Source organism: Mucilaginibacter sp., assembly GCF_036383575.1.
Taxonomy (GTDB): domain Bacteria; phylum Bacteroidota; class Bacteroidia; order Sphingobacteriales; family Sphingobacteriaceae; genus Mucilaginibacter.
This window is the reverse complement of the sequence record NZ_DASVOB010000680.1, coordinates 1-14,238: the sequence shown is the minus strand read 5'-3', so window position 1 is coordinate 14,238 and position 14,238 is coordinate 1. Positions and strand designations below refer to the sequence as shown.

The 14,238-nt window shown below is 43.4% G+C and carries 12 protein-coding genes; 9 read left to right on the top strand and 3 right to left on the bottom strand.

From position 1 onward, the window contains the following. The 3 genes from VF500_RS23885 to VF500_RS23875 all read right to left on the bottom strand — a co-directional run. The coding region (locus tag VF500_RS23885; protein WP_330862076.1) for a TonB-dependent receptor domain-containing protein at window positions 1-2,198 on the bottom strand (2,198 nt) is incomplete at its 3' end. Between the two features lie 147 nt (window positions 2,199-2,345). Continuing rightward, window positions 2,346-2,759 (bottom strand): EamA family transporter, encoded by a 414-nt coding sequence (locus VF500_RS23880; RefSeq protein WP_243481630.1) that lies wholly within the window; start codon window positions 2,757-2,759, stop codon window positions 2,346-2,348. Between the two features lie 69 nt (window positions 2,760-2,828). After that, a complete protein-coding gene (locus VF500_RS23875; protein ID WP_330862075.1) occupies window positions 2,829-3,224 on the bottom strand; it encodes a hypothetical protein in 396 nt (131 codons plus the stop codon). Between the two features lie 133 nt (window positions 3,225-3,357). Here VF500_RS23875 and VF500_RS23870 point away from each other — a divergent pair, with 133 nt between their 5' ends. The 9 genes from VF500_RS23870 to VF500_RS23830 all read left to right on the top strand — a co-directional run. Continuing rightward, window positions 3,358-4,035, top strand: coding sequence for a response regulator transcription factor (locus VF500_RS23870; protein WP_121224362.1), 678 nt, complete (start codon window positions 3,358-3,360; stop codon window positions 4,033-4,035). Then, window positions 4,036-5,283, top strand: coding sequence for a HAMP domain-containing sensor histidine kinase (locus VF500_RS23865; protein ID WP_330862074.1), 1,248 nt, complete (start codon window positions 4,036-4,038; stop codon window positions 5,281-5,283). A 78-nt stretch (window positions 5,284-5,361) separates the two neighbouring features. After that, window positions 5,362-6,609 (top strand): TolC family protein, encoded by a 1,248-nt coding sequence (locus VF500_RS23860; protein WP_330862073.1) that lies wholly within the window; start codon window positions 5,362-5,364, stop codon window positions 6,607-6,609. A gap of 1 nt (window position 6,610) precedes the next feature. After that, a complete protein-coding gene (locus VF500_RS23855) occupies window positions 6,611-7,543 on the top strand; it encodes an efflux RND transporter periplasmic adaptor subunit (RefSeq protein WP_330862072.1) in 933 nt (310 codons plus the stop codon). A gap of 163 nt (window positions 7,544-7,706) precedes the next feature. Further along, window positions 7,707-10,799, top strand: a complete 3,093-nt coding sequence (locus tag VF500_RS23850) for an efflux RND transporter permease subunit (protein WP_330862071.1) — start codon at window positions 7,707-7,709, stop codon at window positions 10,797-10,799. Between the two features lie 56 nt (window positions 10,800-10,855). Then, window positions 10,856-11,857 (top strand): YncE family protein, encoded by a 1,002-nt coding sequence (locus tag VF500_RS23845; protein ID WP_330862070.1) that lies wholly within the window; start codon window positions 10,856-10,858, stop codon window positions 11,855-11,857. 130 nt (window positions 11,858-11,987) lie between these two features. Further along, entirely contained in the window at window positions 11,988-13,025 is a 1,038-nt protein-coding gene (locus tag VF500_RS23840) for a fatty acid desaturase (RefSeq protein ID WP_110582990.1), read from the top strand. A gap of 262 nt (window positions 13,026-13,287) precedes the next feature. Continuing rightward, window positions 13,288-13,731, top strand: coding sequence for a hypothetical protein (locus VF500_RS23835; protein WP_330862069.1), 444 nt, complete (start codon window positions 13,288-13,290; stop codon window positions 13,729-13,731). A gap of 137 nt (window positions 13,732-13,868) precedes the next feature. Continuing rightward, window positions 13,869-14,238 (top strand): hypothetical protein (locus tag VF500_RS23830; protein ID WP_330862068.1); only part of this gene is annotated, 370 nt, incomplete at its 3' end.

Sequence of the window (14,238 nt, the reverse complement as noted above, 5' to 3'; positions counted from 1 at the left end):
TTGGGATTGGTACCCTGGATGCCCTTTTGCGATGAATTGTAGTTACCAAAAAACTCGGCGCTCAAATCATGACCAAAGCTATATTGCGCGTTGAGGTTAAGGCGGTACGCGAAGGCACTTACATTGGCGAAACCAGGGTTGGTGCTGCGCCTGTCGCTGAAAATCATATTGGTACGCAGGCTTAGCTTACTGGTTACCGGCACCGAAGCATAAATATTGATACCGATGCGCTCTTCCGAACCTATGTTATAACGCTGGTTCAATGACACATCGGTATACGTTGTACCATTCACGTCAAACGTGGAATAAAAGGTAGTGAACTGTTGGATATCATCAGTATTACGGCGATAGAAGGCCGCTATGTTGATATTAGCCCCTTTATCATATGATTTGTTATACCCCAACTCAAAGTTGTCGCCCTTTTCGGGTTTAAGATTTGGGTTACCGGTACTGATATTATGCGGGTCGCTGATGTTCAGGAACGGGTTCAGATCACCGTAATCAGGGCGCTGGATGCGGCGGGTGTAACTTAATTTAAGTGACTCGGCACCATTGCCAAACTTATGCGAAAACACCAGTGATGGCGCAAGGATATTGTAAGATGGGATATTCACGCCCTGAAAATCAGCGGTAGTGGTAGTATACTCATCTCTTAAACCGGCTTTCACATCCAAAAACTTGTTAAATACCGATGTCGACGCCGACAGGTAATAAGCATACACTTTGCGGTCGTAAGTAAAACCATAGGTTTGGCTTGGGTTAGGCACAAAGGTATTACCGCCAAAAAGCGTATCCGTTATAACATTGTTGTTGATGTGGTTAAATACAAGCTTTCCGCCTGTTTCAAGCGTAAAGTTTTTGCTTACCGGCTGCGTATAATCAACAGAAATATCGGTTTCCCTATCCTTACCGGGGTTATTATTAGAGATACCGGATGAGGTTATACCCGAATCATAATCCTGGCGCTGAAATGAGCTGAACGAGTTACGGCCAAAACTTGATGAGTACAATACATCAAGCTCCTGCCCTTCCTTGCTAAATGTTTTCTTATAGTTCAGGTTTACATCGGTTGAAGTGCCGTTAAATTTGCTGCTCGAGTTACGGATGCTCCTGATATCAGATATCGGGTTACCCGCGGCATCAACCTCGTTTTGATCCTGGTTGGTAATACCGTTGCCATGGTTGCCGAAGTGGTTAAAGCCCACGCCTGCGGTCAGTTGATCTTTAGGGGTAATATCCCACGAAAAATTGATCCCCGATTCGTAACCATTACGTTTAAAGTTATTACTTCCCTGTTGGAACAAGGTAGTTTTATTATTGGCCGAATCGGTTGATACGCGGTTACGGGTGTTGGGTGCATTAGTATTGATCTGGGCGTTGCCGCTAAAAAAAGCATTCACACCAAAATTTCCTTTACGGGCATTGAGGTTAAAAGAGCCATTTTCGCGGCGGGTACCTGCCGATAGGTTAACGCTTCCGTTAACACCCTGTACTTTACTGTCTTTTAATATAATGTTTACGATACCACCTGTACCGGCAGCATCATACTTTGCGCCCGGACTGGTAATAACTTCAATACTTTTGATCTGGCTGGCCGGGATACTGGCCAAAGCATCGGCAAGGCTCGCCCCGAAAATGCTCGATGGTTTACCGTTGATCAAAAAGCGGATGTTGGCGTTGCCCTGCAGTTCCACATTACCATCAATATCAACGGTGATCTGCGGTACCTTTTTCAAAACATCGATAGCTACCCCGCCCTGTGCGCTTAAATCGTTCTGTGGGTTGTAAACCATTTTATCTATGCGATTTTCAACGGTAGGCAACTTGGCGGTTATGGTAACGCCTTTTAGCTCGTTGGCAGTTGGTGCAAGTTTGATCTCTCCCAGCGATACAGCGCCATCTTTAACTACCACGTGTTCGATAGTTGCTTTTTGGTAACCTAAAAATTCGGCGGTTATTTTATACTCCCCGGCAGGGATATTATTGATAGAAAAATTTCCTTTAGGATCGGTGCTGATACCGTTGAACGGCGACATAGCACCTTGTTTAAATACAGATACGGTGGCATAGTCAACCGGCAGTTTTGAAGTAGCATCGGTAACTTTACCTGTAATTTTCCCCTTAGTCCCCGGGGCGGTTTGGGCGTGTAAGGCGGTTATAAAAATAAAAGAAAATAATATCAGAAAAACGGATTTCATTATATATTGCGAATATTTGGAACCGCAAATTTTATAAGAAAGATTGGATTAAATCTGAATTAAATGGTATTGAAGTGTATTTGTTACAATATGTTTTTACTATGTATACGCCCTTGTTACATTGTATATGAGCCTGTTACAAAAAGATTAGAAAATCAATACAATTGTGCCCCCGATAATGAGCAGCGCGCCTATGGCGTTCTTCAAAGTCAGCGGTTCGCCCAGGAACACAACAGAGAGCGCAATGGCCAGGGCAACACTCAGTTTATCAACCGGCGCTACCTGGCTTACCTTGCCTAATTGCAGGGCACGAAAATAACAGATCCATGAAAGCCCGGTTGCACAGCCCGACAGGATGAGGAAAGTCCAGTTGGTTTTAGTGAGGCTGCTGATACCGCCGTGAGTCCCTTTAAATAGAGCAATCGCCCAAGCAAGGATCAGGATTATTACCGTACGGATAGCAGTGGCCAGATCGGTATCCACCCCTTTAATTCCTATTTTGGCAAAAATGGCCGTAAGCGCCGCAAACAGCGCCGAAAGTAATGCGTAGATCCACCACATATTGATCAGATTTTGTATTTAACTTGCAACAAGCTAAGTGCAAATTTGATTACGTATTCTGTATAAAATCTATTGACGTTTTAATTTATCTCTCAAATCCTGCCCAAACTTATTGATAAGGGCTTTGGATAGACCTTTGCCGTTATTAACAAAATCATTCGCAACCATATGGTCTACAAAACTTTTTCTTATCCTCACGCCGGGATATTTTTTTAAATACTCGGTATAATAACCCGGCCAAAACCAAACGCCATCTGTATAATATCCGTTAGGGCACAATGTTTCTTTTGATAGCCAATCTCTTTCATAGTGCATCCACCCATATATAAATTCGCCATTTTCAAGGTAGCAGATAATTTTTGATAACAGTTCAGCTTCAATGATGCTACCTCCTCTCATTTCTTCAAAATAAAAAGCGTCAACTGAATATTCATCGTGCTCCAAAATAAAGCCTGTTAATTTCATTTTTGATAAACTTGTTGAAAGTCAGTTTAAAAATATGAGTTTCCCGGTAGTATAAACAAGCATCAAATTACCTAACTTGAATTTTATCCAGAATCTGTACAAATTGACTGCCTAACTTTACCAAAAAAACGTTTTGAAAATACTCATCATTGAAGACGAAGAAGGCCTGCGCGAAAGTATTGAAGAATATTTTACCGAAGCCGGCAACATTTGCGAAACCGCGGCCAGCTACACAGCTGCCCTTGCCAAGGTTGAGCTGTATCGTTATGATTGCATCCTGCTGGATATTACCCTGCCTGGCGGTAACGGCATCGATATATTAAAAACACTTAAAGCAAATAACTACACCGATGGTGTGCTCATCATATCGGCCAAAAATTCGCTCGACGATCGCCTGCAAGGCCTTGACCTGGGCGCTGATGATTACCTGGTAAAACCCTTCCACCTCTCCGAACTGAAAGCAAGGGTATCAGCCATTATCAGGCGTAAAATGTTCAATGGCAGCAATGTGCTTAACTTTAACGAGCTCAATATCGATCTGATGGCTAAAACTGTAGCTGTAAACGGTATCCCGGTAAAGTTTACGCGTAAAGAGTTTGCCCTGCTCATCTATTTTATCTCCAATAAAGGCAAGGTAATTTCAAAAAATGCCATTGCCGAACATTTATGGGGTGATGGCATCGACCTTGCCAACAACTTCGACTTTATTTACTCGCACATTAAAAACATCCGCAAAAAAATAATGGAAGCCGGCGGTAAGGACTATATTTATGCCGCCTACGGCATGGGCTACAAATTTGCCGATCAATAAATGAAGCTTTCAGAAAGGTATAACCGGGTTAATTTAATTGCTACTATTGTTATCATGCTGATAACAGGCGCTATTTATTACCTGGCTATCAGCCTGATCCTTACCAATCAAAAAGATAATTCACTGGAGGTTGAGGAGCATGAGATTTTTGATTACGTAAAGCTCAACCATCATCTCCCTCAGGTTTTTGAATCAAAAGACCAACAAATCACTTTCATTTCGGCCGAACCAAACTCTGTTAAACGTGAGTTTTTCAATACTACCTATTACCGGGAAAAAGATGAGGCTGAATCTGGCAGGGGGTTAATCAGTTCGGTAACAGTTGGTGGCAGATACTACAAAATATTGATAGTTGAATCCAAAGTAGAAACTGAAGACCTGATCCAGATCATCTTCGGTATTACCATTGGCGTTATCTTATTGCTGCTGCTGGTGCTGGTAATTACCAACCGCCTTATATTGGGCCGGCTTTGGCAGCCTTTTTACGGTATCCTAAGCGAATTAAAGCTATTCAACGTAACCGATAACCGGGAAATGCCAATGTCCAATACATCGATAGATGAATTTAACGAGCTCCAGGCCGAAGTAAGCGCTATGGCCGAAAGGGTAAAAAAGGACTATAAAGACCTTAAAACCTTTACCGAAAATGCATCGCATGAGTTGCTTACCCCTATTGCCGTCATCAACTCCAAATTGGACACCCTGATCCAGACAGAAAACTTCAGCGAGCATCAAAGCAAATTGCTGAATGACCTTTACAGCGCAGTATCCCGCCTCAGCAGGCTTAATCAATCGCTGTTACTGTTAGTCAAGATCGAAAATAAATTATTGAACGACCGCCAGCACCTGGATTTGCAGGAACTTATAGAGGAGCTGTTATACCAATTGGAAGATATTTTTGGCGATAAGGAAATAACGGTTACTTCATCGCTTAGCGAAAAGGAAATTGAAGCCAGTAATTATCTCATTGAGATCCTATTAAACAACCTTATCATCAATGCAGTTAGGCACAACCGTACTGGCGGGGAAATCATCATCAACCTCACAGCCGAAAATTTAACGATTAAAAACACCGGCGAGCAGATAGCCCTTAACCCCGAAAATATCTTTACGCGTTTTCATAAAGCATCCACATCTGAAGGCAGTGGCCTGGGGCTTACCATCTCCAAACAGATATGTGAAAGTTTGGGTTATCAATTGGTTTACAGTTATGAAGCGCCTTATCATATTTTCACCGTTACCTTTTAAATTTGTTACATCCCCCATACCAAATTTTTCCAGAATTATCCTGTAGCTTAGCTATTATTTAACACAACATATATTATTTTGACCATCCGGATAAAATGGGTTTGCGGCTTTTTATTTTGCCTGCTTAGTGCTGCTACACAGGCACAAACCTACAATCTCGAACATTATTTGGAGCTTGCCAAAAACAACAGTCCGCTGTTAAAGGACCTGCAAAACCAGGTAGCTTCGGGCCAGTTGGATAGCCTCCGCATCAGGGCAGTGTACAAACCCCAGGTAAGCGCCAACAGCGCCGGGCTTTATGCCCCGGTTTCCGGCGGCTACGGCTATGCCCCGGCCATTACCAATGAACATACGCTCAACGCTTTACTGGGCATAAACCAATCGCTCGACAGTAAAAAGAATATTGCCGCGCAAATTGACGCTGTAAAGCTGCAATCTCAATCTGTACTTAATACCGCTAAAATATCCGAACAGGATTTGAAAAAGGCAGTCACCGCGCAGTACATCGCCGCTTTTGGCAGCCTTCAGCAGGTGAAATTTAATCAGGAAGTGATCAGCCTGCTCAGCCGCGAGGAAGAGCTGCTCAAAAAGCTCACCCGCACCAACGTTTACCGCCAAAGCGATTATCTTACCTTCCTGGTTACACTTAAACAGCAGGAACTAACCCTGTCGCAAGCCAGGCTACAGTATAGAAACGATTACACCACGCTTAATTATTTAACGGGCATTGCCGATACCAGTTATATTGAACTGCAGGATCCTGGTATTCAAAAAACTTTTCGTGCCGATATCAGCAACAGCATTTTTTTTAGCCAGTATAAAACGGATAGCCTTAAATTGGTGAATAGTCGTGCTTTGGTTGACTTCAGCTACAAACCCAAGATCAACCTGCTGGCCGATGGCGGCTACAATTCTGATTTCCTGAGCGGTCCGGCTTACAAAAATTTCGGCGCCAGTGTTGGGTTTAGTTTTACCCTCCCCTTGTATGATGGTGGCCAGCGTAAGATCCAATACCGTAAGCTTTCATTGGAGGAGGACACCCGCCGCAGCTATAAGGCGTTTTTTGACACGCAATACCGCCAGCAAATTGCCCAGCTAAACCAGCAGATAGACGGCTCCGAAAAGTTGTTAGCCCAGATAGATGAACAAATGAAATACACCGAGAGTTTAGTGAAGGTTGATACCCAGCTATTACAAACCGGCGATGTGCGCGTTGCCGACCTGGTGCTGGCCATTAACAACTATCTTACCATAAAAAACCTTAAAACACAAACCAATATTAATAAGCTGCAACTTATTAATCAGCTCAATTACTGGAACAAATAATATGAAATTTAAACACATATACCTTGCTGCCTGCCTGTTAACGCTTTTATATAGCTGTAAAGGCAATACCCAACCTGCGCATGATACCGGTGGCGATGCGGGCTCTGCCGCTCAAACACCCGTAACCGTAACCTCAATTGCCGATAGCGCTATGGTTGACTATATTGACCTGAGCGCCATATCCGTTTTTCAGCAAAAAAATATTGTTAAGGCCAACGCCAACGGTTATATCCAAAAGGTAAACATCCTGCCCGGCCACTATGTAAGCAAAGGTGAGTTTATCTTCAGCATAAAAACCAAGGAAGCGCAAAGCATTGGCAACAGCATCAATGTACTGGATACTACTTTCAAATTTTCAGGCGTCAATAAAATTAAGGCTGCCGGCAATGGCTATGTTACGCAACTAAACCATCAGCAGGGCGATTATGTACAGGACGGTGAACAGCTTGCCGTGATCAGCGACCGCGCAAGCTTTGCCTTTGTGATGCAATTGCCTTACGAGTTACGCGGCTATGTAAAAAACAACCAGAATGTACAGCTCGTACTCCCCGGCGGTGAAAAGCTGACTGCACTGGTGAGCTCATCAATGCCAGCTGTCGATTCACTATCGCAAACCCAGGGCATTGTACTTAAGGTAAACAGCACCAACCCTATTCCCGAAAATTTAGTGGCCAAAGCACGGATCATTAAATCCATAAGGCCACATACGGTATCGCTGCCAAAATCGGCCGTATTGAGCAACGAAACCCAAACCGAATTTTGGGTAATGAAGCTCATCAACCCAACAACGGCGGTAAAAACTGGTATAACCAAAGGCATCGAAACCGGTGATAGGGTGGAGATCTTAACGCCCAAATTTTCAGCAAATGATAAAATAGTGATCACCGGCAATTATGGACTGGCAGATACTGCTAAAGTGAAAATTGTAGAGTAAACCCCTCTAAATCTCCCCTAAAGGGGAGACTTTATTGTCGCTTCGCGTATAGTATAGTACAAACGAGAGCGGGATTTAAATAAAATCTCTCTGAATATCCCACAATCAGAGAGACATTTCAAAAGCTCTTCCCTTTGGGGAGGGTTGGGTGGGGTTTTATACTATGAACCAGCGCAAAAACTACTTTATAACCCATCGCAAGCCATTAGGCCTGGTGCTGGCCCTGTTTATTATGGGCGGATTGTTTGCTTATTCCAAACTGCAAACCTCGCTTTTCCCTGAGATCACTTTCCCCAAGATCAAGATCATTGCCGACGAGGGTTTGCAGCCGGTAAATAAGATGATGGTAACGGTTACCAAACCGTTAGAGAATGCCATTAAACAAGTGCCTGACCTGCAACTGGTACGCAGTACCACAAGCCGCGGGAGCTGCGAAATTTCGGCACTGTTTAACTGGAAAGCTGATATCGACCTGAGTCAGCAACGCATCCAGTCAAGTATCGACCAGATAAAAAACGACCTCCCTGCCGATGTAAACATCAGCGTAGCAAAAATGAATCCTTCCATTTTGCCGGTAAGCGGTTACACACTGGAAAGTCATAACCTGTCTCCTATAGAATTAAGGCAGTTGGCTACTTACACCGTGAAACCCTTTCTTTCGCAGGTTGACGGGGTATCAGAGATCAGGGTGATCGGTGGTAAGCTGAAGGAATACTGGCTTACGCTTGATCAGCAAAAAATGACCTCGTTGGGCCTTACTCCTGATATTATCAGTAACACGCTTGCTACTACCAACTTTGTAAAATCAGAAGGCTACCTGTCTGATTATAAGCGCATGTACCTTACCGTTACTGATGCCACCATTAATGCCAAAGATCAGCTGGAACAACTGGTGATCAGCAATAACCGCAAAAGGATTGTGCGGCTTAAGGATTTCGCAAGCATCCAGGTTAACGAAGGTATCGAGTACACCCGCATTAACGCCAACGGCCACGATGGGGTACTGATCGCTGTAATAAAGCAACCAAATGCTAACCTTATATCGGTCAGCAATGATATGGCCGATAAAGTTGACGCGCTGAAAAAACTACTGCCCCGCGGCGTAACCATAAGGCCATATTACATCCAGGCCGATTTTGTGAATGATTCGGTTAAGAGTGTGAGCGACAGCCTTTGGATAGGTTTGCTGCTGGCCATTATTGTGGCGGTGATCTTTTTAAGATCTTTTAAAGCCAGCGTCACCATATTAATTACTATCCCGGTTACGCTTGGGCTTACATTACTGATATTATACTGGCTTGGCTATACCTTTAATATCATGACGCTGGGTGCCATAGCAGCATCCATCGGTTTAATTATTGACGATGCCATTGTGGTGGTTGAGCAGATCCACCGGGTGCATGAAGAACATCCTGATGAACTGAGCAGTCACCTGGTTCGCAAAGCCATTGATTATCTCTTCCCTGCCATGGTAGGTTCCTCTATCAGCACCATTGTAATTTTTATTCCTTTTGTGCTGATGACGGGCGTGGCGGGGGCGTACTTCAAGGTATTAACCGATACCATGATCATTACCCTGTTGTCTTCTTTCTTTGTAACATGGATCGGTTTGCCGGTAATTTACCTGCTCATTACGCCTAAGCCTAAATTAAATGCGGCATCAAAGGCTAAAGAAGAAGAAGTACACACAGTTAAGCAACAAAAATGGGTGAGTTTCTTCATCCTGCGACCTTATGTAAGCCTTATTATCATTGCCGTTTTGGCAACGGTAATTGTGGTGGTTCCGCCTTTGCTGGAAACCGGCTTCCTGCCTGATATGGATGAAGGCGCCATTGTGCTCGACTATAAATCGCCTCCCGGAACTTCACTGGAAGAAACCGACCGCATGTTGAAGCAAATAGAAAAGCTGATCGTAAAACATCCTGATGTAACTGCTTACTCGCGCCGCACGGGCACCCAAATGGGCTTTTTTATTACAGAACCTAACAGCGGTGATTACCTTATCCAGCTTAAAAAAGACCGCACCAAAAGCACCGAAGAGGTGATCAGCGACCTGCGTAAAATAGTTGAAGAAACCCAACCCGCGCTGGAAGTTGAGTTTGGACAGGTAATAACCGACATGCTTGGCGACTTAACCACATCTGCCGAGCCGATCGAAATTAAGGTATTTGGCGATAATCAACAAACCCTGCAAAGCCTGTCGAGGCAAATTGCCGGCCTGGTTGAAAAAGTAAAGGGCGCTGCCGATGTGCTGCCGGGTATCATTATTGCGGGCCCTTCGGTAAGTATCCAGCCGCATTACAGCAAGCTGGCGCAGTACGGCATTACTCCTGCAAACCTGCAAATGCAGGTACAAACAGCGTTGGAAGGTAATGTGATAGGTACTTTACTGGAAAAAGAGCAGCTTTCCCCTATCCGCATGGTTTATCCCGGCAACCGCTCGCTCAACGTGAATGATATTCATAACCTGCATGTATTTATACCTAATGGTAAACTCATTCCTATAACAGAGCTTGCTTCGGTTGAGTTAAGGCCAGGCGATGCCGAGATCAACCGTGAAAACTTGCAAAGCATGAACGTGATCAGCGCCAGGCTGGAGGGCAGCGATCTGGGTACTGTAATAACAGCCATTCAAAAAACCATACATGATAACGTAAACCTGCCTACCGGATACCATGTGGAATATGGCGGCGCTTATGCCCAGCAACAGCAATCATTTAAAGAGCTCCTTATCATCCTTGTAACAGCCTGTTTACTTGTTTTTGGGGTGATCTTGTTCCTGTTCAGGCAGTTCAGGATAGCGCTGCTTATTTTGGTGATCGGTATTCTGGGTATCAGCGGCAGCTTCCTGGCTTTATTTATTACAGGCACACCGCTTAATGTGGGCAGCTACACAGGGCTCATTATGATTGTAGGTATCATTGGCGAAAATGCTATTTTCACCTTCCTGCAGTTTAAAGAAAGCGCCATCGAAAACGAAAATAAAAACATCGATGAAGCTATAACATTTGCCATCAGTACCCGTTTAAGACCCAAACTAATGACCGCTTTAGGCGCAATTATAGCACTGATGCCGCTTGCTTTAGGTATAGGCGCAGGCGCTCAGCTGCACCAGCCATTGGCCATAGCAGTTATTGGTGGTTTTTTAGCGGCATTGCCATTATTACTTATTGTTTTACCGGCAATGCTCCGTATATTGTACCGCAAAGGGTTCAGCACCCACTTGAATGAAATTAATGAAAGCCACAACGGTTAACACAGCATTTTTACAGATTCGGAACCTAATTTCATACCATTAAACAATCCCGAAAAATGAAAAAGCAAATCTTAGCCGTAGCCTTGCTTATAGCAGGCATAGCTCCTTTTAAACTGAATGCGCAAACCTATGTGGCCGATAAAACAATCGCGCTTCCGGGTGATGGCGGTTACGACTATCTTTCTATCGATAAGGTAAACCGTAACCTGTACGTATCGCATAGCACATCTGTAAACGTTATTAACCTGGATACCGAAAAACCGGTTGGCGTTATTGACAACATGAAAGGCGTTCACGGCATAGCCATAGTAAATAAACTTAACAGGGGCTTCATTAGTGATGGCAAGGCAAATGCTGTAGTGGTTTTTGATTTGAAAACCTTTAAAACCATAACTACTATTGCCCTTACTGGTGCCAATGGCCCGGATGCCATTATGTATGATCCTTTTTCCGACCGTGTTTTCACCTTCAACGGCGAAAGTGATAACTCATCAGTAATTAACCCGGCAACCCTTAAACAAGTTGGCACAATAGCACTTGGCGGCGGCCCTGAGTTTGCAGTTGCTGATGGCAAAGGCAAGATCTATAATAACCTTGAAGATAAAAGCAGTCTGAACGTTATCGACAGCAAAAGCCTGAAAGTAATTAAAAACTATCCTCTTGCACCTTGTGGCGGTCCAACTGGCTTAGCACTTGATGCCGTTAATCAGAAACTGTTTACCGTTTGCCGTGAAAATAAAGGAGTAAGTGTTGTTGACATTAAAACCGGCAAAGTAACTGCCACCCTGCCAATTGGCGCAGGTGTTGACGCTGTAGTTTATGACCCCGAAACCAAACTGATATTTTGCTCATGCGGCGATGGCGTTACTACCATCATCAAACAAAAATCGGCCGATGAATATGAGGTGATCCAATCGCTTAAAACTGCCGAAAGGGCCAGGACAATGGCGCTGGATGCCAAAACTCACAAGATCTATTTAAGCGTTGCTCAATTTGAACCCGGCACACGTAAAGCCATTCCAAATACTTTTAAAGTGCTTGTTTTCAAACAAAACTAAAGTAAATTTTATATAAAATTTACATGAATTGATCGTGAAGATTTTGCATATTCTTGTTTTAGTTAATTAATTTTTACAAAAAAATGAACTTTTGTGCACGTTATCAGTATATTTAACGTTTTAACATCATATGATAAAAAAGACTGATTTTGTTTATTCCCAGGAGTCTGAACCTCATCGCATCCGCACAAAAAAAATCTTAAAACAGTTTCCGCAATTGCGTAAGCTTATAGGCAAAAACCCGGCAACCATATGGGCCATTGTTGGTTTAGTAGCTTTCCAGGTAGTTTTAGCCTGGTTTGTACGTGATCAATCATGGTGGATAGTTTTTGGGGCAGCCTATTTGCTTGGAGCTTTTGCCGATCATGCGCTGTTCGTAATGATCCACGAATGCACACACCAGTTGTTGTTTAAAAATCGTAACGCTAATCGCTGGGCATCTATGTTTGCCAATTTACCGCAGATACTGCCAAGCGCCATTTCGTTCGAAAAATATCATATTAAACACCACTCTTTTCAGGGCGTACATGAGCTTGATGCCGATTTACCAAACCGCTGGGAAGCAAAACTGATCAGCAATTCATTTTTTGGTAAAGCACTTTGGTTATTATTTTTCCCGGTATTTCAATTATTCCGTTTGTCACGTTTAAGGGAGATCCACCCGTTTGATGGCTGGATCCTGACCAACTGGTTATTACAGGCAGCTTTTACAACTGCTATCGCTTATTTTATGGGATGGCATGCTGTTGCTTTCCTGTTATTGAGCTTCTCGTTTTCGGTTGGCCTGCACCCACTGGGCGCACGCTGGATCCAGGAACATTACCTTACCGTTACCGAAGAACAGGAAACATACAGCTATTATGGCAACTTTAACGCGGTAGCCTTTAACGTAGGCTTCCACAATGAGCATCATGATTTTCCTTCTATCCCATGGAATAAACTCCCTGAGATCAGGAAAACGGCCCCTGAGTATTATGATACTTTATACTATCATACATCATGGACTAAACTGTTCTTTCAGTTTTTGTTCGACAGAGAGATCTCGTTATTTAACCGCATCCTGCGTAAAGACCGCGGCCGTGTAGCATTAACAGACATCTCCAAACCAGATATTGACCTCACCAAATCCGAGACAACAAAGACGGAGCTTGCAGAAGCTGAAAAATAAGAAAATGAGAAAGGGCCTTGAGAAAAGGCCCTTTTTTGTTGGAGTAACCCGCTAATTGTCATTGTGAGCGATAGCGTGGCAACCGCACGGAAGCGTATCCGCCCTGTATAGTGTGCGATTGCTTCGTCGTTCCTCCTCGCAATGACGAGCGTTTATTATTTCAGGTAAAAAAGAAATTAAGCTAAACTGAACTTTCCACATCTCACATTTCCCCTTGCATCTCACCAAATAAATCTCGTATTTTGCTAATAAAATTAGCAAAATGAAATATCTAAGCGTAGCCGATCAGCTCCTGATTTTTAGCCGTTATATTGGTCAGCAGGTTATGATCATCAGTCTTTTAAATAATAGCGAGATCAATATCGGTACACTTATCGGTGTAAAACATAACGCTATAGCTGTTAACACTGATGGTATAATACGCTGGATCCCGCTATATGATAATTTTAAACTTTGCGAAATTAAACTGCTTTTGAAGCCCTTAAAAAAACTTACGCCCGATATTGTTTCTGTGGCAAACGATCTGCCCGTAAAGGCATTTATCACTCCTTATTATCAGCAACAAGGTTACGACATGCCTGTTTTTCTTGAGCCCGGGCATCCCTGCAATTGTAAATATGTTCAGGAACTTCAACTGGCCGACTATCGTACACCAGCCGAAATATACCGTCAAAACGCTTTATTACATGCTTTTGAATCGGCATGAACGCTTCATGGTACGAATATTGTGTGCTATCTGCGCTATTTGTTATACAATTTTCATATAGTCGTAACAAAATCAAATAATTAATGTCAACTTCATACTAATGCGCGTAATTTGCGTTATTGTTTGCAAGAAACAGAATGAGCCGGTCAAAAAAATTAAATATACTATTGCCTATTGTATCCCTGCTTTTTATGGGGGCCTTTGCTAAGCACAGGCTGCTCGACAAGCAGGATATTACAGGCACCCTCAATAATAAGGAAATGGATGAAACGTCGGGCATTGCGGCGTCATCCATCAGTCCCGATACCTATTATGTCCACAACGACAGTGGTGACACCAGCCGTTTTTTTGCGATAACCGCCGGAGGGAAGCTCAAATCAACCATTTATTTCAAAGGAGATAGCACTCATAAACTGGGTGTACAGGATTGTGAAGATATTGATGTAGGCCCGGGACCTGAAAAAGGGAAAAGCTACGTTTACCTTGGCGATATTGGCGATAATGCAC

Bases quoted from the DNA above. Each gene is read 5' to 3' on its own strand.
- VF500_RS23875 (WP_330862075.1), bottom strand. From the start codon at position 3,224: ATGAAATTAACAGGCTTTATTTTGGAGCACGATGAATATTCAGTTGAC.
- VF500_RS23880 (WP_243481630.1), bottom strand. From the start codon at position 2,759: ATGTGGTGGATCTACGCATTACTTTCGGCGCTGTTTGCGGCGCTTACG.
- VF500_RS23865 (WP_330862074.1), top strand. From the start codon at position 4,036: ATGAAGCTTTCAGAAAGGTATAACCGGGTTAATTTAATTGCTACTATT.
- VF500_RS23850 (WP_330862071.1), top strand. From the start codon at position 7,707: ATGAACCAGCGCAAAAACTACTTTATAACCCATCGCAAGCCATTAGGC.
- VF500_RS23845 (WP_330862070.1), top strand. From the start codon at position 10,856: ATGAAAAAGCAAATCTTAGCCGTAGCCTTGCTTATAGCAGGCATAGCT.
- VF500_RS23835 (WP_330862069.1), top strand. From the start codon at position 13,288: ATGAAATATCTAAGCGTAGCCGATCAGCTCCTGATTTTTAGCCGTTAT.
- VF500_RS23855 (WP_330862072.1), top strand. From the start codon at position 6,611: ATGAAATTTAAACACATATACCTTGCTGCCTGCCTGTTAACGCTTTTA.
- VF500_RS23840 (WP_110582990.1), top strand. From the start codon at position 11,988: ATGATAAAAAAGACTGATTTTGTTTATTCCCAGGAGTCTGAACCTCAT.